Annotated in this window: 23 protein-coding genes and 1 pseudogene; 6 read left to right on the top strand and 18 right to left on the bottom strand. The window is 37.6% G+C overall.

All coding sequences use genetic code 11. From position 1 onward, the window contains the following. Positions 1–38: 38 nt before the first annotated feature. The 7 genes and pseudogenes from LLF28_02645 to LLF28_02615 form a co-directional block, all read right to left on the bottom strand. Positions 39–1,553, bottom strand: coding sequence for a hypothetical protein (locus tag LLF28_02645; GenBank protein ID MCE5194344.1), 1,515 nt, complete (start codon positions 1,551–1,553; stop codon positions 39–41). Positions 1,554–1,580: 27 nt separating this feature from the next. Then, positions 1,581–1,718 (bottom strand): rubredoxin, encoded by a 138-nt coding sequence (locus LLF28_02640; protein MCE5194343.1) that lies wholly within the window; start codon positions 1,716–1,718, stop codon positions 1,581–1,583. A 12-nt stretch (positions 1,719–1,730) separates the two neighbouring features. Continuing rightward, the gene (locus LLF28_02635; GenBank protein ID MCE5194342.1) at positions 1,731–2,945 is read right to left on the bottom strand and encodes an FprA family A-type flavoprotein; all 1,215 of its coding nucleotides are present in this window, start codon (positions 2,943–2,945) and stop codon (positions 1,731–1,733) included. A 149-nt stretch (positions 2,946–3,094) separates the two neighbouring features. Then, positions 3,095–3,727, bottom strand: a complete 633-nt coding sequence (locus LLF28_02630) for a CsgG/HfaB family protein (protein ID MCE5194341.1) — start codon at positions 3,725–3,727, stop codon at positions 3,095–3,097. After that, positions 3,724–4,230 carry a TlpA family protein disulfide reductase gene (locus LLF28_02625; protein ID MCE5194340.1) on the bottom strand — a complete coding sequence of 169 codons (507 nt, stop codon included), beginning with the start codon at positions 4,228–4,230 and terminating at the stop codon, positions 3,724–3,726. Before LLF28_02625 ends, LLF28_02630 begins: the two co-directional genes overlap by 4 nt. 158 nt (positions 4,231–4,388) lie before the next feature. After that, complete coding sequence (locus LLF28_02620; protein ID MCE5194339.1) at positions 4,389–4,994, bottom strand: hypothetical protein; 606 nt, start codon at positions 4,992–4,994, stop codon at positions 4,389–4,391. Between the two features lie 451 nt (positions 4,995–5,445). After that, positions 5,446–5,616 (bottom strand): annotated as a pseudogene (locus tag LLF28_02615) (RHS repeat-associated core domain-containing protein). Between the two features lie 125 nt (positions 5,617–5,741). Between LLF28_02615 and LLF28_02610 the strand changes: the two are divergent. Next, complete coding sequence (locus LLF28_02610; GenBank protein MCE5194338.1) at positions 5,742–8,570, top strand: UvrD-helicase domain-containing protein; 2,829 nt, start codon at positions 5,742–5,744, stop codon at positions 8,568–8,570. 40 nt (positions 8,571–8,610) lie between these two features. On the opposite strand, the gene recO is transcribed toward LLF28_02610, so the two are convergent. From recO to rnc, 5 genes are all read right to left on the bottom strand, one after another. Beyond that, a complete protein-coding gene (gene recO, locus LLF28_02605; protein MCE5194337.1) occupies positions 8,611–9,351 on the bottom strand; it encodes a DNA repair protein RecO in 741 nt (246 codons plus the stop codon). A gap of 22 nt (positions 9,352–9,373) precedes the next feature. After that, complete coding sequence (locus tag LLF28_02600; protein MCE5194336.1) at positions 9,374–9,826, bottom strand: bifunctional nuclease family protein; 453 nt, start codon at positions 9,824–9,826, stop codon at positions 9,374–9,376. Between the two features lie 36 nt (positions 9,827–9,862). Then, positions 9,863–11,053 (bottom strand): pyridoxal phosphate-dependent aminotransferase, encoded by a 1,191-nt coding sequence (locus tag LLF28_02595; GenBank protein MCE5194335.1) that lies wholly within the window; start codon positions 11,051–11,053, stop codon positions 9,863–9,865. Positions 11,054–11,151: 98 nt separating this feature from the next. Beyond that, positions 11,152–12,762: a tetratricopeptide repeat protein gene (locus LLF28_02590; GenBank protein MCE5194334.1), complete on the bottom strand. Its 1,611-nt coding sequence runs from the start codon at positions 12,760–12,762 to the stop codon at positions 11,152–11,154. A 108-nt stretch (positions 12,763–12,870) separates the two neighbouring features. Continuing rightward, positions 12,871–13,569 carry a ribonuclease III gene (gene rnc, locus LLF28_02585; GenBank protein MCE5194333.1) on the bottom strand — a complete coding sequence of 233 codons (699 nt, stop codon included), beginning with the start codon at positions 13,567–13,569 and terminating at the stop codon, positions 12,871–12,873. Between the two features lie 40 nt (positions 13,570–13,609). Here rnc and LLF28_02580 point away from each other — a divergent pair, with 40 nt between their 5' ends. From LLF28_02580 to hisS, 5 genes are read left to right on the top strand one after another with little or no spacing between them, the layout of a single operon-like run. Then, positions 13,610–14,296 (top strand): YggS family pyridoxal phosphate-dependent enzyme, encoded by a 687-nt coding sequence (locus LLF28_02580; protein ID MCE5194332.1) that lies wholly within the window; start codon positions 13,610–13,612, stop codon positions 14,294–14,296. Between the two features lie 16 nt (positions 14,297–14,312). Next, positions 14,313–15,098: a pyrroline-5-carboxylate reductase gene (proC, locus tag LLF28_02575; GenBank protein MCE5194331.1), complete on the top strand. Its 786-nt coding sequence runs from the start codon at positions 14,313–14,315 to the stop codon at positions 15,096–15,098. Positions 15,099–15,128: 30 nt separating this feature from the next. Then, a complete protein-coding gene (locus LLF28_02570; protein MCE5194330.1) occupies positions 15,129–15,425 on the top strand; it encodes a YggT family protein in 297 nt (98 codons plus the stop codon). Between the two features lie 10 nt (positions 15,426–15,435). Beyond that, positions 15,436–15,906 carry a DivIVA domain-containing protein gene (locus LLF28_02565; protein ID MCE5194329.1) on the top strand — a complete coding sequence of 157 codons (471 nt, stop codon included), beginning with the start codon at positions 15,436–15,438 and terminating at the stop codon, positions 15,904–15,906. A 16-nt stretch (positions 15,907–15,922) separates the two neighbouring features. Next, positions 15,923–17,173 carry a histidine--tRNA ligase gene (gene hisS / locus LLF28_02560; protein MCE5194328.1) on the top strand — a complete coding sequence of 417 codons (1,251 nt, stop codon included), beginning with the start codon at positions 15,923–15,925 and terminating at the stop codon, positions 17,171–17,173. On the opposite strand, the gene rnr is transcribed toward hisS, so the two are convergent. From rnr to trxA, 6 genes are all read right to left on the bottom strand, one after another. Next, on the bottom strand, positions 17,170–19,257 hold the full coding sequence (gene rnr, locus LLF28_02555; protein ID MCE5194327.1) for a ribonuclease R: 2,088 nt from the start codon (positions 19,255–19,257) through the stop codon (positions 17,170–17,172). The genes hisS and rnr overlap by 4 nt on opposite strands. A gap of 88 nt (positions 19,258–19,345) precedes the next feature. Next, positions 19,346–19,576, bottom strand: coding sequence for a KH domain-containing protein (locus LLF28_02550; GenBank protein MCE5194326.1), 231 nt, complete (start codon positions 19,574–19,576; stop codon positions 19,346–19,348). Between the two features lie 54 nt (positions 19,577–19,630). Next, positions 19,631–19,867: a 30S ribosomal protein S16 gene (rpsP, locus tag LLF28_02545; GenBank protein ID MCE5194325.1), complete on the bottom strand. Its 237-nt coding sequence runs from the start codon at positions 19,865–19,867 to the stop codon at positions 19,631–19,633. Positions 19,868–19,940: 73 nt separating this feature from the next. Continuing rightward, positions 19,941–21,260: a signal recognition particle protein gene (ffh, locus tag LLF28_02540; GenBank protein ID MCE5194324.1), complete on the bottom strand. Its 1,320-nt coding sequence runs from the start codon at positions 21,258–21,260 to the stop codon at positions 19,941–19,943. 1 nt (position 21,261) lies between these two features. After that, positions 21,262–21,771, bottom strand: coding sequence for a TlpA family protein disulfide reductase (locus tag LLF28_02535; GenBank protein ID MCE5194323.1), 510 nt, complete (start codon positions 21,769–21,771; stop codon positions 21,262–21,264). Between the two features lie 33 nt (positions 21,772–21,804). Beyond that, on the bottom strand, positions 21,805–22,137 hold the full coding sequence (gene trxA / locus LLF28_02530; protein MCE5194322.1) for a thioredoxin: 333 nt from the start codon (positions 22,135–22,137) through the stop codon (positions 21,805–21,807). Positions 22,138–22,179: the final 42 nt, after the last annotated feature.

Below are 22,179 nucleotides of genomic sequence, written 5' to 3'. Positions count from 1 at the left end.
CACAGGCTTTTCGCTAGTCTCCTCTGTCTGTACTAGAACTATTTTTTCTTCAGCTGTTTTTTAAAGTCTATCATATCCCTCATCATTCTGAGGTTGTTTGTCAGCTCCCACCATCCTAGTTTAAAAGCAGTGTAATCAGGAGCTCCAGTCATGGCAGAGGCATATCGTATGGCGTTTGAATAAAAGAACCACTGCTTTACCCACAGTTGTTCAATAGTTTCGTCAAATGGATTTGTTTTATCCTCTATGCCTTCTTCCCATGCCTCAATCATCAATTTCGTGGCTGCAAGCGTCATTTCATTCGTTTCTTTAATCGTGTTATCCAGCTTTGCAAAATGTCCATCGATCCACTCCTTGTTATGGCAGCTGTTGCATACGCTATGCATAATCTTGAACTTTTCTGCCTGTTCTTTTTTATCAAGCAGATACTCTGATGCAGGTTCATTTAAAAAAGTAGTTGGCAATGGCAGCCCATCCTTATTTTTAATTATTGTCGTATCACCTGATTTTGGCTGTGGAGCGCTGTATATAAGCCCAAAAAGCCTTACCCACAGTCTTGAACCAAAATCATGCGACCTTTCTGCAATAATTTTCCCATTTGGAGAAACAAGCAGGCTGTTATGGCAAGCTGCGCAAGTAGGAGCTGTAAAATCTTTTCCTACAACCCATGGCACTGAATTGAAATTCCATTCCTGGTACTTTGAAGAATAGATATTTCCATGCTTGCTCTCTTTATACACATTATATGCAGGAACATCAGGCTCAAGGTGACATTGCGAACAGGTATATGGCTTCCTTGCAATCTCTATAGAAAAACTATGTCTGGGATGGCAGGCTGTGCATGAACCGGTTGTGCCGTCTGGATTTACTCTGCCAATACCCTGATTAGGCCAGTTTGCAAGATCAGGAACCTCTATATCTCCTATTTGGGTATTAATTTTTTTAGTGCCTCTCACTTCTATTTTTGCGCCATGACATCCAAAACATGTCTCTTGAAGCGTTGAAGCTGTCGGCTCGCTTACTGTTATCTTTCCATTTTCTATTTTTTTCAAACCTGTTATTGTGTTTATATATTTGTGATAAACAGGATTATTCCATATATTTTTATACCCGTTAGATTTTTTACTGCCAGTAAACTGTTTAAATTCAACTGGATGACAGGTATTGCAATCCCCTGGAGCAACAATGACATTTATAATAAACCCCATATGGTTAAAATTATCTTTGTGCTTGTCCGGATTCTGGCTGTGGCATTCATAACAACCGACTACAACACCTAAATATTCTTTTGCAAATGAATCAGCTGATACTCTTTTCTGTAAGGCAGGTTTTTTTAGAGCTTCCCCTGGAGTTATTTTTGAATGTTTGCTTGTCAGCCAGTCTTCGACAATTCCTGGCGTATATAGTTTATGGCATGTTATACATGCCTGTGTCTGGGAGCTTAAAACTATCCTGCTCTTTACTTCTTTTTTTTGAGCAGCCCCAATTAAAAACAATGCTAGAGAGGAAAGAAAAACAAACAAGAAAGCCTTTTTAATGGACTTGTTTTTCATTGCAATTATCCTCCTGATTAAATAATGCTATTTAATTTTTACGAAAGCGTCTTTAGGAGCATTACACACAGGACACTTCCAGTCGTCGGGAAGTTTTTCAAAAGGGATTCCTTCAACTGCCTCGTCATACTCATAACCGCATACAGAACATTTCCAAATTGCCATAATTCCCTCTCCTTAAAATTTATTATGATACTCTTTTGTTTTCTTTGCAAATTCTCTGCCGAATTCGTAACACATCTTTTCGTCTTCCAAAGATGGCCTGTAAAGCACCTGTATGCCGGGATCTACTGTCTCAAGACCTATTTTCTTGAATTCTTCGCATACTTCCCTTACAGCTCCGCCGCCCCACCCGTAGCTTCCAAATGCACTAGCGATTCTGTTCTTTGGTCTCAGTCCTTTTAAATGAGATAAAAATTCAGCTATGGAAGGATACATCAAATTATTCAAAGTTGGTGTTCCGATCAGAGTTCCTCTTGATTTCCAGAACTCCTTGATAGCCATACTTGTAGGCGTTGCTCTGAGTTTAATTACCTTGCATCCTAATCCTTCATCTTTTATTCCCTGCATAATAGGAGATATCATGCGTTCTGTGGCAAGCCACATTGTGTCATAAATAATCGAAACACTCAGGTCTGCCTTGTCATTTACCATATCAATATACATCTGGATTACTTTTTCTGGGTTCTTTCTCCAGATTATGCCGTGATCCGGAGCGATCATATCTATTTGAAGACCCATCTTTTTTATCTCATCCAGCTTTGACTTTATCAGTCTGCCAAAAGGCATTAGTATGTTCGAGTAATAATCAACAACACTGTCCTCGAGTTCAGACATCGAAGCGCAGTTAATAAACTCATCGTCAAACCTTGAAGCAGATGCAATATGTTGTCCAAATCCATCCTGGCTTATTAGCAGCTTTTCTTCTTTTATATAACTCATCATTGAATCAGGCCAGTGGATCATTGGTGTTTCGATAAATAGAATCGTTCTCTTGCCTATTTTCAGTGTGTCGCCTGTTTTTACTGTTTTGATATTCCATCTTGAGATATCAAAAAATCTCTCAAGCCCTTTTCTCCCCTTCTCGGTTATATGGATGACAGCATCAGGGGATAATTCCATTAATCTGTCGAGGCTTGTTGCGTGATCATTCTCAATATGATTGATAACTATGTGTTTAATTTTAGAGGGATCAACAACAGACTTTATATTTTTAATCGTTGTCTCTGCAAAATCATACTTAACAGTATCAAAAAGCGTTACCTCATCATCTAATGCCAGATAATTGTTATATGTTGTTCCGCGAGGGATAACATAACCATGAAAATCTCTTACAGCCCAGTCTATTGCTCCGACCCAGAATATGCCGGATTTTATCTCAACAGCATTCATTGTTCCTCCTTACCTGCAAATGGTATGAATATAAACAAAGAATAGCAAAAAATAGAAGAGAAAGGAAGGTAGTTAGCAAGTTAATAAAAGAAAAAACTTAAATGGCCATAAAACAAGGACTTTCTCCTGCTAAAATTATGCATAAATTATCAGCGAAAACGAGTTGGTCTTGTTGTAGTTCCTGTTGTTGGTTTTGTCACTGGAGTTGTTTCTGGTTTTATCTCTGGTTTTGTTGTTGTTACTGCATCAATTTTTTCTCCCATCAGTTTCTTTGCAAGTCTTTTGCTTGATTCTATAAGCTCATCTATTGCGCACTTGCATTTGTCTTCTGAGGATGTTTCTATCTTTCCTGTGGTTACATTTATCAGTGAAAGCGAAAGATAATAAGTACTGCCTACTATGCCCACAGAACCAACTATTATCTTCCCAACCCCAAGAAGCTGGCCTGCCTCTACCACGCATTGCCCTGATACACATCCTGACAGCTGAAATTTCTGCTCACTGAGCACCTTGTTCATGTTGCTTCTGTCTATGACTTCATATTTCCCAGTCTTAACTATCTCCAAAATTATACTATCTGTTAATGGACGGGAGATCTTTTTGTCCACGCCCTGCGTCTCAAGGTCAAAAATCGCAACATAGTTTTCTACAAGCTTTATATTCTCTGGTGCTTTTGTGTTCTGAGTTTTTGCTTTTTGATCCTTGAGATTAGAAGATTTTTCAGCGGCAAAAAGCGGTGTTATTAAAAAAATCACAAATAGAATTACCAAGGTTCTTTTCATTTCAGCAGTCGTCCTGTTTTCTCTCTTAATATTTTGTCTATATTAGCTCTTTCTCCCCAGATAATTTCTTTTACTTTTCCGTCTTTATTGATTATTAGTGTCAGCGGCAGTCCTATTACTCCGTACTTCTCTCCAACTTTGCCGTATATATCGCTGAGAATTACAGGCTTATCAACACTTAATGCATTAAGCATCTCTCCAATTTTATTAAAATCTTCTTTGTATCCGATTATCACAATCTCTATGCCTTTTTTTCTGAATTCATCAACAATAGAGTTAAGAATTGGAAGTTCTTTTTTGCATGGAATACAGGTTGATGCAAAAAAGTTTATGATAACGCCTTTTGAAGAGCTGTTTCTATTTGAACCGATATAATTGCTCAGATAGAAAAACTTTCCATCGCTGTCTCTTAAAGAAAATAAAGGCGCATTGTCATTTACACTGAGGGCAGAGGCTGTTGATGCAGTAAAAATAAAAAATATTATAATTGCAAGTGTTTTCATTACCCATGAAATATACTGGATGACTAAGAAGCAAATCAAGTGAATTTTCACACTGTTTTATTCTTCTGATTGAAAAAACTTTTTTACAGAATGATATTTTTTGCTTCCAGAACAGAAAACGAGACGGTTCTATTTTCTGATTCATCCCCTTTTCTGGTCTATTTCCCCTGTGGAAGCTGCTTTAGGATTTTTAAATCTGTATATCTAATTTCAATAAAATCATCATCATTTTTTTTCGAGGTTTTTTCAGTAGCAAAAGTGACACTTAACATAGTTGAAGCGTGCTCCCATCGCAACTGTGATAATCCTGTATCCCACACAGCATCAGCAGTTGGTTTGCCTAAATCTTTTATATAATGCTCTTTAACGGAGCCTACTTTAGCTGCAATATTTCCCATCACAATGTCGTATAGCACTCCTTTATAAAAGAAGCATGTTATTTTGTTAGTTTTCAATTCGTTTGGTTGAAATGTTACATATGCATCCTTGAATTTGATGGGATTCACATTATCACATAGATTAGTACTCCGAGATTCTTTTGTAATGCATAAGTCTGCTTCAAGTTCTTCCTCTGCACAATGTACACATCTAGCGAGATCTACACCAACAAAAATTTTTTTAAACTCTTTTACAGACATGCCTAAATAAAGCGGTCCATAAGACCTTGGCAGTTTATTTTTTTGTTCTGTATTGGCCAGAGTACCAAATAATATTGTAATTACCAAAATGCTCAAAATTGTCATTGTTTCTTTCTTGTAAAACATTTTAGCTCCTTTTTAATTACCAAACTATGACTTTTCCGGTCGAACCCTTTGGGAAGTTCTTCATAAATTTCTCCCAATCAGTTGGGTCGATCGTTAAGCACCCTTCTGCACATGTCCTATCTTTGTAGCCCTTATGAATCCAAACACCTTTAGCACTACGCGTATTATTATTGTTTGGATTTGACGCAGTGGTTGGTACTGTACCAATAAACAACGCCGGATACCTTGTTTGATCTGCACGCTTCAGTGTTTTTGGAAAATCATCTCGTACAAAATCATATGATCTGCTTTCAATAGTCGGACATCCTTTTTTGCAATTATCTTGCTTTGGATCTGGCTTGATGCTTCCAGAGCTTATATTTACTGGGATACCTTTGTCGTCATAGGTTATTACCAAATGATCGTATGTAGGTTTAAGAGTATGATAAATTGGTATAAAATGCACTTCGTGTAATCCAAACGGATCAATAATATTTATGGGATTATTTCCGACATATCTATATAAATTCACATCCCCACCTTTAAAACCAATCGGATCCTTTGAGATAAATCTCCCGCTATTCGGATCATAATACCTTGCACGATAATAATACATTCCAGTCTCAGCATCATATTCTCTTCCAGTGAATGTATATGGTTGTTTGATGCCACCCTGTTTTTTCATATTCCCGATTATATCAAAAAACTTGGAAAGAAGAAAAAGGATAAGATTGCTAAAAGGATACCTTTATGATATTTTGAATAAAAATGAAAAAATATCTCGACATATCCAAAAGCGTTGTCATCTCATCACCAGCAGGCTCAGGCAAAACAGAGAAACTGGCAAGGCGCTATATCAGTCTGCTGGAAAGCGGTTCTGAGATAGAAAGAATTCTCTGCATCACATTCACAGATAAAGCTGCGGCAGAAATGAAAGAGAGAATCCTAAATATTCTTGAAAAAGAGAATACTGACCTTTTTTTAAAAATTAAAGACAGAATGCCCTTGATTCGTATCTCGACAATACACGCCTTTTGTCTAAAGCTTTTAAAACGTTTTTCTATTGAACTTGGCCTTGATCCGTCTATCGAGATAACAGATGAATTCACTGCATCACTTCTATGGACTGAAACTGTTTATGAATGTCTTATGGAAGAAAGGGAAACACAGGGTCTTTTTTTTGAGATGATGAAAGAAAGAGGAATAAAAGGATTTGACAAGGTTTATTCCATGCTCCATGACTTATATAACAAAAGGCCTGTATCTGAGATGCTCCTTGAAACAAACTGTCCGGCTCCGGAGACTGGAGAATACAGAATACTGCAGTTATTCTCGAAATGTCTTGAAAGATACAGGCAAAAAAAGAATAAAAAACATCTGCTTGATTTTAATGATCTGGAGCTTCTTACATATAATGCTCTTTTAAAACACAGCGAATGGCAGAATATTCTTTATGCCTTTGACGAGCATACCGACCACATACTTGTTGACGAATTTCAGGACACAAATTTCCTGCAATGGAAGATAATCGACAAGCTTACTGAAGAATGGCGCTCAGGCATTGGTTCGAAAAGAGATACTGGAAAAATTCCTACGATTTTTCTGGTAGGGGATGATAAGCAGTCTATATATCTCTTCAGAGGAGCAAATTCAGGAGTGTTTGAGGAAGCAAAAAAAAAGCTGTCAGGATGGCTTGGAGAAGATTATTTTTTTCAGGAAATAAAAGAAAATTATAGAAGCCTCCCGCCTATAATAAATTTCACGAATAATTTATTTCAAAAAATAATGTCCACTGCTTTAATCGAAAGCTGGCGATGCAGGTATCTGCCATTTGAGGCCACAAGAAGCGGCGATGGGCATGTTGAACTTATTCTTCTAAACTCAGAAGAAAATACAAAGAAGAACCGAACAAAAGAAGCGTCCGCAATTGCAAAAAGAATTAATTCTTTAATAGGTTCTTATGAAATATATGATCAAGAAAAGAAAAGGCCGTGTATCTACGCTGACATGGCAATTCTCTTAAAGAGACGGACACACCTTTCTGCTTTTGAGAATGCTCTGAGAAAAGAAAGCATTCCATTCATTGTTGTAAAGGGAATCGGTTTTTATGACGAGCCTGAAGTTGCCTTGCTTCGAGAACTTGTATTATTTATTGTCGACCCATTTGATGACTACAGCCTTTTTTGTATTTTAAGAAGTCCGTTATTTGGCGTTGATTACAATACCCTTCTCTCTTTTGCAAATGAAGATAAACCTTTATTTTTGAAACTTAAGGAACAAAGTGACGATGAAGCAATAAGCAAATGTTTGGGCATTCTCAGTATCCTGATCGAGAAATCAAAGACATTATCTCTTGCAATAATTATTGAAGACGCTCTGACTGATACAGGGGCTTGGCAATTTTTATGGGAAAAACAACGCCTAGCAAATATTAAAAAGTTCATAAAAATAATAGAATCATATGAAACCGCTGGTTATTCAAATCTTCATATCAGGGAAAAACTTATCAGGGCAAGGGACGGTGATGAACCGAAGGCAAATATTAATACGGAAGGAATGAATGCTGTAAAGATAATGACTATTCATGCTGCAAAAGGCCTTCAGTTCCCGATAGTATTTCTGCCTTCGATGGATGAACCTAGTTTCTTAAGAAGCGGGTCAATAGTTATAGATGAAGATAATGAACGTTTTTCAATGGCATATGAAGAAGACTCTGCAAAAAGAAATAAAATCCCCCTCTTCGTTCTCAGAAAAGAAAAAGAGCTTGAAGAGGAAAAGCGCTTATTCTATGTTGCTGTAACAAGGGCAAGAGATCTTTTGTGCATGGTTGGTGTTCACAATAAGGATAAACAGGCATCAGGAAGGCTTGGATATTTGATGGCTAACTTTGACATAGCAAAAAATGAACTGATAAACAAAAAAACTGAATTCTTTGACATATTGACTGAATCAGATGTAAATGAACTAAAAATTAAAAAACAGCATTCTCCTGATCATAGTATTTACCAAAAAAAATTAGAACAAGAACAGAAATTTACAGATGCTATATTTTACGAACCTGAAAGCAAATGGCAGGATGTTACAGAAGATATTGACATAAGGTCAAAACACGGAAAAGACTGGGTTTTGCTCGGCATAGTTTTGCACAAAATATTCGAAGAAATTTCAAAAGGGATATTAACTCTGGACAAGTTAGAAGAACGCTCAACATTCCTTCTAAGAAATGAATTTATGTCGATTCAGGAAATAAAAACGCTCAGCAATATTATTGTTAAAGATATAGAAAACTTGAGATCAAATGGTTATCTTGAAAAAATAATACTACCAAGAAAAGAAGCATTCTGCGAGCTTCCTTTTATGCTTGAGCGCGGGAAAACAATTTTCAAAGGCAGAATTGACAGGGTGATTATTGATAATGGGGTTGCCAGAATTTATGATTACAAGACCTTTCCTGTCAAAGACAGCAAGATAGACGAACTAGCCGAAAGATATAAAGCACAGATGAAACTATACAAAGAAGCCGCAAGTAAAATTTTTCATTTAAAGACAGAGAGTTTTATTTTATTCACGCATAAGCCTCTGCTTGTCAGTATTTAGTAAGCATAAGGTTTATTGAAATACTATTTTTATAAAAAGTTCAATTATTAGAAATAATATTTTCAAAAGATCTGGATTTTAACGGCTTAGAAAGCGTATACCTTATATGGTCATTAAGCATATTGGATAGTTCTGTGACAAGACTTTGCGACGGCTTAAGTCTGCTTACCAATGAGATATTCCATCTGCTCAGGCTTTCATAAAACTTTATTGCTGCAGGAGAAAGCTTCATGGGTGAATTCAATCCCGAAGCGCATTTTTCACATATAATCGACCCGTGCGAAAGATAAAAGCTTAATCCTGATTTTCCGCAAACAGCGCATCCATCAAGCCTGGGCGCATAGCCTGTAAGATACAGAAATTGTATTTTGTAAAGAATAATTTTCAATATAATATCAGAGTTATTGTCAGCAGCTTTCAGCAGATTAAACAGCAATTTAAAAACTTCTTTATTTTGTTCGTGTTCAGGCATAAAGTTCAAGGTAAGCTCTATTGCCTCTGACATCTGCAGAAAGCAGCTCAGGTTCTCTCTTATTGATTTGAACGGAAGTATTATATCTGACTGCGTAAGCTTTGGCAGATTGGCATTTTCTTTTCCCCAGAATGAAATCCTGGAATATGTAAATGGTTCCAGACTACTGCCGAATCTGCTTTTTGTCTTTCGTGGGCTTTTAGCAAAAGCCTTTGCAAGGCCTAAATCATAGGTAAGGTATGTAACTATTAGGTCTGCTTCTCCGAAAGGAGTTGTCTTAAGTACAATGCCTTCAGTTCTTTTTAACATTTACTCTTTGTCGATGACAAAGCTACATCACATTGCCGAAGTCTTCAGGTTTGAGATTTTTAAGCCACTCCTCGAGTTCATCTGTGCTTTTGTTCTCGATTATATTTTCTTCAACATAAATTGGAGCATTCATCCTTAGAGCGATTGCTATTGCATCGCTTGGTCTTGAGTCCAGGAAATTTTCGGTTATTCCGTCATGAAAATAGATTAACGCATAGTAAGTATTATCGAGAACTTCACTAACAACAATCCTTGTAACTCTCATGCCCATTGTCTGCATAAGGCTTTTAATAAGGTCATGCGTTAAAGGTCTTGTTGTTACAACACGGCCTAGAGCAAGCGCAATTGAATCTGCTTCTGGTTTTCCTATCCAGATCGGCAAGGTTGATGCTCCGCTTGCGTCCTTAAGAAGCAGAATATACATATTGCTTCTTGGATCAAACAATAACCCTTCGACTGTCATCTGCACAAGCATTATTAAACCTTCTTAATTTGACCCTTATCTTAAAAACTATTGCAGTTCATCTACTGCTTTTTTTATTCTCTCAACGCCTTTTTTTATGTTGTCCATTGAAGTTGCATATGAAAGCCTGATATGATTGTCGTCTCCGAACGCACTGCCAGGGACAAGTGCAACATTGGCTTTTTCAAGTAAATAAACTGCAAGATCTGATGAAGATTTTATCTTTATGCTGCCGGCTCTTTTTCCGTAAAGACCTGATGTATTTGGAAAAGCATAAAATGCCCCCTTTGGAGTAAGGCATGTTATTCCTCGAATTGAATTAAGCTCCGATGAAAGAAATTTTCTTCGTCTGTCAAACTCTGCAAGCATCGCGCTTAATGAATCCTGAGGCCCTGTCAATGCCTCTACCGCAGCTTTTTGAGCGATAGAATTTGGGTTGGATGTTGACTGGCTCTGGATATTAGTCATGGCTTTTATAATGTCTTTTGGCCCTGCTGTATAGCCCAATCTCCAGCCAGTCATTGCATAGGCTTTTGAAAAACCGTTAACAACCAGCGTCCTTGCCTTTATCTCAGAGCTAAGAGACGCGATACTTGTATGTTTAAATCCGTCATATGTGAGCATCTCGTATATTTCGTCAGAGATTATATAAAGATTATTTTTAATTGCAATCTTCGCAATTTGTTCAAGTGTATTCTGGTCATAGGTCAATCCTGTGGGATTGGATGGAGTGTTAAGTATTATCGCTTTTGTTCTGTTTGTTATGCATGCATTAAGCGTTTCAGGCTTCAGCATGAATGCGTCTTTCTCGTGCGTTTTTGCAAATACAGGTATTGCATCATTCAGCAATACCTGATCAGGATAAGAAACCCAGTATGGCGATGGGATTATAACTTCGTCTCCTGAACCATAAAGCGCCTGTGCGATATTATAAAGACTGTGTTTTGCTCCGCAGGAAACAATTATCTCTTCACGTGAGTATTCAAGGCTGTTGTCTTTTTTGAACTTTTCGATTATCGCATTTTTAAGCTGGTCTATTCCGCCAACAGGAGTGTATTTAGTAAAACCGTCTTTTACAGCCTTAATGCCAGCCTCTTTTATGTTTTCAGGCGTGTCAAAATCCGGCTCGCCGACTCCAAAATTTACAACATCAGCTCCGGCAGCTTTCATCGCCTTTGCCTTTGCATCGATTTCAAGCGTTGGCGATGGTTTTATCTTCTTCACTCTATCAGAAAGCATTCTAACCTCTCATTATTTTTAAGATAAGGCTGCGGGAATTCAAGCGGCATAGCCTTCGAATTCCCGTTAAATTTCACTTGTTGCAGATAATCCGTTAATTAATAAATAATATTGTAATATTTTTTTAAAGCGTCTTTTGCGCCTGCTCTGTTAAGTGACGCGGCTTTTTTCCATGCCGCTACAGCATCATCGTCTTTTTTCTGGAAGTAAAGTGAATAGCCCAAATTTTCCCATGCCAGACCATAACTGGAATCAACTTCCGTAGCCTTTCTGTAAAATCTTTCAGACATCACATAATTCTTTTGTAATTCATAAACCCATCCTAGGTTATTAGAATATGCAGGGTCTTTATCGTAGAGCTGCATAGCTTTTTCGTATGAATTTATTGCCTTTGGATATTCTTTTTTCTCAGTGTAGAGCTTGCCGAGATAAAAATATGCAAGGTCGTATTTTGGATTAGCTACAATAGCCTGCTGATAATAGTATATTGCAGTATCAATATTGTAATTTCCATTTTCTTTATTGTTGTAGAGGAATCCTAGATTGTAAAATGCATATTGGTTATTTGGCTCTACTTCAAGCGCTCTTTTATACCATGTCTCAGCGCCTGCAAAGTCTTTTCTTGTGGTCTCTAAAACCAATCCAAGATTGATCATCGCATTTGTATAAGTCGGCTGCACCTCTAGAGCTTTTTTATAATAAGAAATGCTTAAATCGTAATTTTTTTGATCCTCATACAATATGCCTAGATTGTAGTATGCAAGATGGTATTTAGGATTAGCCTGGATAGTCTTTTTATACCAATATTCAGATTCAGTAAGTTTCTTTTGTTTATACATGACAAGTCCCAAACCATTAAGAGCAAGATCATAATTAGGCTCAAGCTCAAGTGATTTTTTGTACCATTTCTCTGCATTTGGATAATCACCTAATCTTGAATAAGCAAGGCCTATATTGTTGGCTGTATCTTTTGCCTTGGGATTCAGCGCATTAGATCTTGTGTAGTATTCTATTGCTTTTTTGTATTCGCCGAGGTCGTTATATATGTAACCTAATTCAAATAAGGCATTCTCATAGTTTGGATCAATATTAATAGCCTTAAGATAATAATCTATGGCTTTTTCGATATCTTTTTGATTCCATTGAGCGTCATTGCCCTTGGAATAATATTCATAGGCTGTAAGATTTTTTGTGGTTGTGGCCTTGACAGTATCTTTTTTTACATCCTCAGGAACATCGACATTCAAAGATTTTGCAAGAGAGAAGGATACGTCATCCTGAAGTGTAAATATATTCTGGAAAGATCCGGTAACTACCGATGTGCTTGCAACCTTGGCTGTCTGAACTTCAACAAACCTTGCCGAGATTCTTACCTGATCACCTACGACCTGAAACTCGCCTATAACCACAACCTGAACGCCAAGAATCTTACCAGCCTTAACAGCAGTATTGTCATCAACTACACCTGCATGCTGCAAGCCAAGTTCTTTAATGGCAACCTGCAACTGCGACCTTTCAACCAGCGAAAGACCTTTTACATTTCCAAGCTTTGCAGTAATAGTGGACGCAATACCTTCCGAGAGCCAATTCAGATCCTCTTTTTGCATAAGATTACGGAATGGCAGAACTGCTACGCGTATCTCAGCAGCTTCAGCAGCTACTGATAGAAATAAAACAACAGAAATTATAAGCAAAACAATTTTTCTCATATTCTTACTCCTTTAAAAATTTATATAGCGCACTTGTTACTTATCAATATTATCACAAATGCATTAATCTTTTGTAAATTAATGATTGAGAACATTCAATGTTATTTGTCAGTGTTTCAATAGTCTTGCCAGGGCTTCTTTGGCAGCCATTGTTTCTGCCTCTTTTTTGCTTTTTCCCTTGCCTGTGCCTGACTTCCTGCCTTTTATGAAAACTTCAACTGTGAATATTTTCTGATGCTCCTTCCCTTCCTGTTTAACCACTCTATACTCTGGGAGAAGAGCATGTCTTGTCTGCACCTTTTCCTGAAGTTCTGTTTTAAAATCCAGAAAATGTTCTTTAGAAATGACATGAGCAATTTTCCCCTTTAAAAGTTTCAGGATTACATCTTTCGCTCTCTCGTATCCTCCATCAAGATATACAGCGCCGAAAACCGCTTCTATTCCATCAGCTAATATGGATTTTTTATGTGCACCGCCGGTTTCTCTTTCGCCTTTGCCGAGTTTTAAATATTTGCCAAGCGATATGTCTACTGCAACTTCATAGAGTATTGATTCTTTGACAATATATGATTTTATCTTTGACATTATTGATTCCGAGCATGCACTTTCAAGGCTAAAAAGATATTCAACAACAACCAAGCCAAGAACAGAGTCGCCAAGAAATTCAAGTCTCTCATTGTAAGAAACCGCATTCTCTGGATTTTCATGAAAATAGGAACTATGGGTGAGAGCTTCTTCAAGAAATGATTTTTCTTTAAAGGAGTATTTTAGGATCTCTTCAAATTCTTTAATATCTTGCTTTGACACTGTAAAATATAATACACTTGTGAACAGTAAAGTCAATATAATGGATACCAAGCTCTTTGAAAGAATAAAAAAAATTAATCAGGAAATTAATTGTGCTGCAATTAAAGCACGCAGAAAAACTTCTGATATAAAATTGATCGCTGTTACAAAGACTGTTTCTATCGAACAAATACAAAATGCCTTAAATTCAGGACTGCATGTGTTTGGCGAAAATCGCGTTCAGGAGGCAAAAGATAAAATCTTAAAAATTAAAAACCCGTCAATTGAATGGCATTTGATAGGCCATCTTCAGAGCAACAAAGCAAAGCTTGCCGTAGAACTATTTGACGTAATACATTCTGTTGATTCACTTGAACTAGCAAAGGTCTTAAACAGATATGCTGAAACAAACGGAAAAGTGCAGAAAGTTTTACTTCAAGTAAAACTTTCAGAAGAAACTACTAAACATGGGATAAAAAAGGAAAATATATTCACCTTATTAGACCTTATTTCTAACATGAAAAACCTGAAGACACTTGGGCTTATGACCATATCTCCATACTTCGAAAATCAGGATATGGCAAGACCTTATTTCAGAGAGTTAAAAAATATAAGAGACACTGCAGTTGGAGAAGGTTTTAAACTGCAAGAGCTTTCAATGGGAATGACAAATGATTTTGAAGCTGCGATTCAAGAAGGCTCAACAATGGTTAGAATAGGCACTGGATTATTTGGAGAAAGAAAATGACTATCACGGAGGGCATATGATAGGGTTTATCGGAGGCGGAAACATGGCAGAAGCCCTTATCAAAGGAATGACTTCCAAGGGCAGAAAAGACATAATTGCATCTGAGCCAAATAAAGACAGAAGAGATTATCTTAAGCATACATATAAAATCAATACCTCTGGAAAAAATACTGAGGCGGCCTCAACTTCGGATATTGTAATACTTGCTGTCAAACCACAGATAATGTCGTCAGTGCTTGACGAGATAAAAGATGCTATAAATGACAATAAAACAGTAGCCTCCATTGCAGCAGGCATCTCTATTTCGTATCTTTCTGAAAGATTGAATACAAAAAAAATCATTCGTGTTATGCCAAACACCCCTTCTCTTGTGCAGGAAGGCATGTCTGTATTGTCTCTTTCAGCAGAAATATCCGATAAAGATATCGAAGCTGTCAGGGAAATTTTTATGTCAGTAGGGAATGTAATGGTGCTTGACGAAAAATATCTGAACATTGTCACAGCGCTTTCAGGCAGCGGGCCGGCTTTTTTTGCGTTATTTGTGGAAGCAATGATAGAAAATAGTATAAAATTAGGGTTGGGAAGAGAAATTGCGCTTGAGCTTGCAGTCCAGACATTGTCGGGAACTGCAAAACTGCTCAAAACAGGAATGTCACCAATCAAATTAATGGGAATGGTAACATCGCCTGGCGGTACAACAGAGGCAGGGCTTAAGGAATTTAAAGGAAAAGGTTTAATCAACATTGTTAAGGCTGCGATGGATGCAGCAGTAAAAAGAGCAGAAGAATTAGGCAGATCATAATATGAAAGAAACAACGGAAAGGAGTTAATAATGTTTGTATTGTCAGATTTGTTGGCGGCACTGGCAGAGGTTATTGATATAATCCTGTCAATTTATATGTGGATAGTTATTATCGCTGCGCTTATCAGCTGGGTGAATCCTGACCCGTATAATCCGATAGTGAGATTTTTACACGGCGTAACAGAACCAGTACTTCGACCTATAAGGAGGCTTTTGGGCAATATACTTGGCCCAATCGATATTTCACCTTTGATCGTGGTTCTTGTTATTATATTTCTTCAAAAGTTCCTCGTAAGGACATTGCTAAATTTGTCCATAAAAATTTAAAGGAGGGAATATGAGAATAACCCCGCTTGACATACAGCAAAAGCAGTTCCCGATGAAGTTCAGGGGGTTCGATGTAGAGGAAGTATATGCATTTCTTGAGGTCATACGTGAGGAAATGGAAGAACTACTCAGAGAAAACGCCTCTCTTAAAGAAGCTGCTCAACGTGCTGGAAATCAAGTCAAGGAATACAGAGATATAGAAGCAACATTAAGAGAAACTTTGATGAGCACTCAACAGATGGTAGAGGAATACAAGTCCAATGCCAGAAAAGAAGCAGAACTGATTGTAAAAGAATCTGAATTAAAAGCAGACGCAATGCTGAAAGAGGCTCAGGAAAAAGTCATAAAGATACACGAAGACATTGTTGATCTGAAAGGAATCAGACGTCATTTCAAGGAAGAACTCAAACGAATGATAGAAAGCCATCTCAAGATGATTGAGTTCGACAAAACAAGGGAAGGCGAAGGTTCTGACAAATAAATAATGAGGATCAAAGGTGAAATATAACGCTCTCAAAGGTGTTAATGACATATTACCGCCTGACATATATCTTTGGCAGAAAATCGAATCTGCTGCATTTGAAATATTCTCTGCATATGGATTTATAGAAATACGGCTTCCCATAATAGAATCAACCGAAATATTCAAAAGAAGTATAGGTGAAAAAACCGACATTGTTGAAAAAGAGATGTACACCTTTACTGACAAGGGCGAGAGAAGCATAACTCTCAGGCCTGAAGGCACTGCTTCTGCTGTAAGATGTTATGTGGAAAATCACCTCTACAACCTTCCCTCTCCGCAAAAATTTTTTTATTCCGGACCAATGTTCAGATACGAAAGGCCGCAAAAAGGAAGATTCAGGCAATTCTACCAGGTAGGCGCTGAGGTATTTGGTGCTGCTGAACCCAAGCTGGATGCTGAGATGCTCTCAATGCTCAAGGCTTTTTTTGAAAAACTTGGAATTCACGAATTAAGCTTTGAAGTAAATTCCATAGGATGCGAAAAATGCAGGCCTGAATATAGAAAAACCCTGTCTGAATTTTTCTCAAATAAAATTCCTCAGCTCTGTCCTGATTGTAATAACAGATATTCCAACAACCCTTTGAGAATACTGGATTGCAAGGTGCCTTCCTGCATTGAGATGCGAAAGGACGCTCCAGCTGTAAAAGATTCATTGTGCAATAACTGCAAAGGACATTTTGAGAAATTTCTTTCATTTCTCAAACTTCTTAATATTAAATACTCCATTAATCCTAATCTTGTAAGAGGCCTTGATTACTACACAAGCACAACATTTGAGATAACCAGCGAACATCTAGGAGCGCAAAAAGCAGTTGCAGCAGGAGGACGCTATGACAGGCTAGTCGAAGAATTCGGCGGCCCCCCTACTCCTGCAATAGGATTTGCAATAGGGATGGAAAGGCTAGCTGAAATAATGAAAAATAAGGTTGAAATCAATGTTCCAGTGCCATCAGTTTTTTTTGCAACTATTGGAGAAAATGCTGATAAAGAATCAATGATTTTAGCTGAGAAGCTTAGGGCAAAAGGGATCAGAACCGAAACAGGATATGCCAGCGTTTCCCTTAAAAACCAGCTTAGAAAAGCTGACAAGCTGAATGCTGAATACGTTTTCATTTTAGGCGATGATGAGCTGAAATCAGGGAAGATTAAATGGAAGAATTTAAAGCAAGGTTCTGAAGGAGAAATAGACATTACGAATATAGGAGAATTCAAAGGATTTGACTAAATTCCGAATACTATCTCTCTTTCCTCTATATCTACCTTATCAATCCTCACATTAATCTCTTTTCCGATTGTGTAAGAGCGTTTTGTGTTTTTCCCATTAAAGGTCATGGTGCGTTCATCAAATTCATACAGATCATCTGTCATTGAAGAGACATGAAGGAATCCATCTACATAAAAATCTTTTAGTCTTATCTTCAGGCCGTAAGGCGTTATATTCACGATCTTGCCTTCAAATTCACCGCCAACCTTGTCTTTCATGAACCAGACTCTCATTGCATCAATGACTTCATGCTCTGCATCGTCAGCCCTACGCTCCATCCTTGAACAATGAAATGCAATGTCAGGCAGGATGGATTGAAGCTCTTTTATTCTTTTATCTTCGAGCTGTTTTTTCACAAGTGTTTCTCGTAATATCCTGTGCACAACGAGATCTGGATATCTTCTGATAGGCGAAGTAAAATGAGTGTAGCATTCTGATGCAAGGCCAAAATGACCTACATTTATGGCAGAGTATCTTGCCTGCTTAAGACTTCTTAACACCATATAATTAACAATTTCTTCCTCAGGTCTGCCCTTTATCTCTTTTAAGAGCAAAGAAAAATCTTTGGCTTTTTTTATCGTTTTATTTTTGAGTATTGGTCTTACTACCTTGATTATATCCTCCAGTTTCATGAGATCGGGCTCTTCATGAATCCTGTAGATTGACGGGAGATTAAGTTTTGAAAAATGTTCAGCAACAGACTCATTTGCCGAGATCATGAATTCTTCGATGATCATATGAGCAAAATTTCTTTCCGAATTGATTATTGCCTCAGGAGAACCCTGAATATCAAGAACAACCTCAGGTTCAGGAAGATCAAAATCAAGACTGCCACGCTGAAGCCTTTTGTTTCTTAATATGCCGCATAACTCTCCCATAAGTTCAAAATCAGGAACAAGATTGCTGTATTTTTCTCTCTCATATCCATCGTTATCAATGAGTATTTTTTTAACCGTTGTATAAGTCATTCTTTCAAAGCTTTTTATTATGCTGGGGTAATACCTTGAATTTAATTTATTTCCAAGCCTGTCAAAATCTATTTCTACAGTAAAAGAAAATCTGTCAACATTTGGCCTTAGGCTGCAGAGATCCTCAGAGAGCTCACTTGGAAGCATTGGGGTTACCCTGTCAGGGAAATAAATGCTTGTCGCTCTTTTTCTTGCCTCAAGGTCAATAACGGAATTCCATGGAACATAAAAACCCACATCAGCTATATGCACCCAGAGTTTATAGCCATTCTCCGTTAGTTTTATTGACACAGCATCGTCAAAATCTTTTGCGCGCTCACCGTCAATTGTTACTGTTGGAAGAAATCTGAGGTCTTTTCTTGTGTCCGAGTCCTTTGTATTTTTGCTAACAAGCAGTCTTGCTTCGTCATTTACATCTTTTGGGAAATGTCTGGGAATATTAAATTCATCTATTATCGATTCAACTTCAGAAGAAGGATCAGTAGGTTTTGTTATTGCCTTTAAAATCTTTCCGCTGGGAGGCCTTTTCCCAAACGGATAACTTGTAATCTCGGCTATAACTATATCGCCATCTTTTGCCTTTCCAACTTCTTTGTTTGGTATAAACAAATCAAATGGAATTGATCTGTTTTTCGGTCTTACATACACTGCTGTTTTTGTAATGTCGAGCTTTCCGACAATTTTTGTATGAGCCCTTTCAAGTATTCTTATTATTGTTCCGTCTCTTCTTTTCCAGTTCTCAACTCTTACGACAACCCTGTCGCTGTCCATTGCCCCGAGAGTTGATCTGGCAGGAATAAAAATATCTCTTTCTCCCGGCTTTTCCAGAATTACAAAACCATAGCCGTCTCTGTGCGCCTCAAAATAACCAGTTAAGAGATTGACCTCGCCGCCAAGTATGTAAAGTCCCTTGCGTGTGAGAAGAATATCCCCGTCTTTCAACATCCTTTTTAAAACTTTTTTGAGGGAATATGCTTCGGTTTTATCAAGCTTCATAAATTGGACTAATTCTTTAAACCCAAGAGGCTTCTTGATTTTGTCTTTAAAAAAGGATAATACTGTTTGTTTGTTAATCATATTAAATAATTATGTGGAGTGTCTGGAATTATGGGGCAGAGGCTTGCCCTGCCCCAAGTTATGTGAATGGTTAAATATAGTTTAATTTCTATTCTAGTATTTCAAGAACGCAGCGTTTGCCGATTTTAGTGCCAGAAGCACTGAGGATTGTCCTCATTGCGCGTGCTGTCTTGCCCTGTTTGCCTATTACCTTTCCGAGGTCACTCTGAGAAACCCTCAGCTCAAAAACAGTGGTTTTTTCACCTTCTACTTCTGAAACTGATACGTCTTCTGGTTTGTCAACCAGAGCCTTAGCCATTGTCTCAATCAATTGTTTCATCTTCTCTACCTCCGTAGGAATTTAAGGCTGTCTACAACCCTCTGCGTTTTTGAGTTATAGTCCTGCCCTTTGCAAAAGCTTTTTCGTAATTTCAGTAGGTTGTGCTCCACGCTGCAACCAATGTCTTGCCTTCTCAATATCAACTTTTATCTCGGAAGGTTCTTTATTTGGATCGTAAGATCCAAGTATTTCTATAAAAGGACCGTTTCTTTTAGACCTGGAATCAGCCACAACAAACCTGTAGTATGGTTTCTTATGAGCACCAAGCCGTGACAATCTGATTTTTACCAAAACTTCACCTCCTCACCTGTGACATCAGCTGTTAAGCTTATCAGAAAGATAATAAACTGTCAATAATACATAATCAGAGAGGCGTAAGATTTGGAAATTTTATTCCTTTGCCTGTCTTAAATATCTTAAATATTTTTTTCAATTCAAGGTATTGTTTTACAACTTTATTGACATCAGCAGCTGTTGTGCCGCTGCCTGATGCAATCCTCTTTCTTCTGCTGCCATTAAGTATATTGTGGTCTCTTCTCTCAGCCTTTGTCATTGAATTTATTATTGCCTCAATCTTAACCAGTTCTTTATCGTCAATAGAAGCGTTTTTTAGTTTTCCTGCTCCGGGCATCATTCCTAAAAGATTTCCAAGCGGCCCCATACTGCGTATCTTCTTGAGCTGATCCTTGAGATCGTCAAATGTAAATGATTCGCTCATTATTTTTTGCTGAAGTTTTTCTGTTTCTTTTTCTTCAAAAACCTTCTGTGTCTGCTCTATAAGACTGAGAACATCACCCATACCCAGGATTCGCGATGCAATCCTTTCAGGATGAAATGGCTCAAGCATGTTAATCTTTTCGCCTGTACCGATAAACTTTATAGGTTTTCCTGTTATATGACGTATGGATATTGCAGCGCCGCCCCTTGCATCACCGTCCATCTTTGTAAGGATTATTCCGTCAATACCAATCTGTTCATTAAAACTCTTTGCAATATTGACTGCATCCTGTCCCGTCATTGCATCAGCAACGAAAATTATTTCTTTTGGCAGAACAGCGTCCTTTATCTGTTTAAGCTCTGTCATTAACTCATCATCAACATGAAATCTTCCTGCAGTATCAATTATCAGAATATCTCTTGCTTCTTCTCGTGCTTTTTTCAAAGATTCTTTACAGAGCAGCACAGAATCTTTTAGATCTTTTACATGAAATACTGGAACCTCTATCTGAGATCCAAGCCTGACAAGCTGTTCAACCGCAGCAGGTCTTTGAAGATCAGCAGCTGCGAGCATGGGACGTCTGCCTTCTTTTTTAAAAAAATTCGCTAATTTTGCAGAAGTTGTTGTCTTACCTGAGCCATTAAGTCCGGTCATCAGAATAATAGTTGGCGGATTTGGAGAAAGATGTATCTTCTGATTTGAACCTCCAAGAATATTACACAATTCATCATTTACTATTTTTACAACCTGCTGGCCGGGAGTAATGCTTTCAAGCACTTTTTTGCCAACAGCCTTATCCCTGACTTGTTGTATAAAATCTTTTACAACCTTAAAATTAACATCTGCTTCAAGTAATGCAAGACGCACTTCTCTTAAGGCAGCATCAACATCCTCTTCTTTCAGCAGCCCCCTGTCTTTGATTTTTTTAAAGACTGCTTCAAGTTTTTGTGTGAGGGATTCAAACATATTAAAGAAGCGTCTCTATTGACGAAATAAGTTCATTATTCAGCCCAGGCACAGCTCCAGTAATTTTATTTGCAACCTTGCCGTCCTTGTCTATGACATAAAATGCCGGTATTCCTATTATTCCGTATCTTTTTATGATATTTTGATCAGCAGGTACTACCATATACAATACGTTATTATCAATTATGTAACGTTTGATATTTTCAATATTAGTTTCAGGGGTAATTGCAAGAACAACAAGACCTTTGTCTTTGTATTTATTGTGGAGCATATTAAGGAAAGGCGTTATTGTTTTGCATGGCGGGCACCACGTAGCCCAGAACTCTATCAGGACAACCTTGCCTTTGTAATCGAAAAGCGATATTTTATTCCCGTGAATGTCGCTGTACTTAAAATCTAATGCTTTTTCTCCGACTGACGGGACAAATTCGATTTCATCTTTTGTGCATGAGATAAAAGAAACAGAGAGAAAAAATATTATGAGGGCAGCCAGCGCAGCATGACAGGCCATATTTTCTCTTCGAATATTCAAAACGATGACAGCCTAAGCAATCAGCAGGGAATCAATCTTGGATTTAAGCTGGTTTTTAGGAACAGCGCCTACAAGCTGATCTATCATCTTACCGTTTTTAAAAAAAATTATTGTTGGAATGCCCATTATTTTATATTTACTGGCAATGTCAGGATTTTCGTCAGTATTAAGCTTTGCAACCTTAATTTTCCCTGCATACTCTTTTGCAAGTTCTTCAACAACAGGAGCTATCATTCTGCAAGGACCACACCAAACAGCCCAAAAATCAACCATTACTAATTCCTGGTTTTTTATAACTTCATTTTCCCAATTTGAACTTGTTGCCTCAACAATACCTTCTGTCATTGAAAACCTCCTGATTTAACTGGCATGTTTGAATTATATTCA

It is taken from the genome of Nitrospiraceae bacterium (assembly GCA_021373015.1).
Taxonomy (GTDB): Bacteria; Nitrospirota; Thermodesulfovibrionia; order Thermodesulfovibrionales; family UBA1546; genus JAJFTJ01.
Note: the sequence above shows the minus strand (reverse complement) of the source record. Positions and strands in the feature narration are given on the sequence as shown.

Coding starts and splice junctions, on each gene's coding strand:
- LLF28_02645 (MCE5194344.1), bottom strand. CDS start 1,553: ATGAAAAACAAGTCCATTAAAAAGGCTTTCTTGTTTGTTTTTCTTTCC.
- LLF28_02640 (MCE5194343.1), bottom strand. CDS start 1,718: ATGGCAATTTGGAAATGTTCTGTATGCGGTTATGAGTATGACGAGGCA.
- LLF28_02635 (MCE5194342.1), bottom strand. CDS start 2,945: ATGAATGCTGTTGAGATAAAATCCGGCATATTCTGGGTCGGAGCAATA.
- LLF28_02630 (MCE5194341.1), bottom strand. CDS start 3,727: ATGAAAAGAACCTTGGTAATTCTATTTGTGATTTTTTTAATAACACCG.
- LLF28_02625 (MCE5194340.1), bottom strand. CDS start 4,230: ATGAAAACACTTGCAATTATAATATTTTTTATTTTTACTGCATCAACA.
- LLF28_02620 (MCE5194339.1), bottom strand. CDS start 4,994: ATGTTTTACAAGAAAGAAACAATGACAATTTTGAGCATTTTGGTAATT.
- LLF28_02610 (MCE5194338.1), top strand. CDS start 5,742: ATGAAAAAATATCTCGACATATCCAAAAGCGTTGTCATCTCATCACCA.
- recO (MCE5194337.1), bottom strand. CDS start 9,351: ATGTTAAAAAGAACTGAAGGCATTGTACTTAAGACAACTCCTTTCGGA.
- LLF28_02600 (MCE5194336.1), bottom strand. CDS start 9,826: ATGCTTGTGCAGATGACAGTCGAAGGGTTATTGTTTGATCCAAGAAGC.
- LLF28_02595 (MCE5194335.1), bottom strand. CDS start 11,053: ATGCTTTCTGATAGAGTGAAGAAGATAAAACCATCGCCAACGCTTGAA.
- LLF28_02590 (MCE5194334.1), bottom strand. CDS start 12,762: ATGAGAAAAATTGTTTTGCTTATAATTTCTGTTGTTTTATTTCTATCA.
- LLF28_02580 (MCE5194332.1), top strand. CDS start 13,610: ATGGATACCAAGCTCTTTGAAAGAATAAAAAAAATTAATCAGGAAATT.
- proC (MCE5194331.1), top strand. CDS start 14,313: ATGATAGGGTTTATCGGAGGCGGAAACATGGCAGAAGCCCTTATCAAA.
- LLF28_02570 (MCE5194330.1), top strand. CDS start 15,129: ATGTTTGTATTGTCAGATTTGTTGGCGGCACTGGCAGAGGTTATTGAT.
- LLF28_02565 (MCE5194329.1), top strand. CDS start 15,436: ATGAGAATAACCCCGCTTGACATACAGCAAAAGCAGTTCCCGATGAAG.
- rnr (MCE5194327.1), bottom strand. CDS start 19,257: ATGATTAACAAACAAACAGTATTATCCTTTTTTAAAGACAAAATCAAG.
- LLF28_02550 (MCE5194326.1), bottom strand. CDS start 19,576: ATGAAACAATTGATTGAGACAATGGCTAAGGCTCTGGTTGACAAACCA.
- ffh (MCE5194324.1), bottom strand. CDS start 21,260: ATGTTTGAATCCCTCACACAAAAACTTGAAGCAGTCTTTAAAAAAATC.
- LLF28_02535 (MCE5194323.1), bottom strand. CDS start 21,771: ATGGCCTGTCATGCTGCGCTGGCTGCCCTCATAATATTTTTTCTCTCT.
- trxA (MCE5194322.1), bottom strand. CDS start 22,137: ATGACAGAAGGTATTGTTGAGGCAACAAGTTCAAATTGGGAAAATGAA.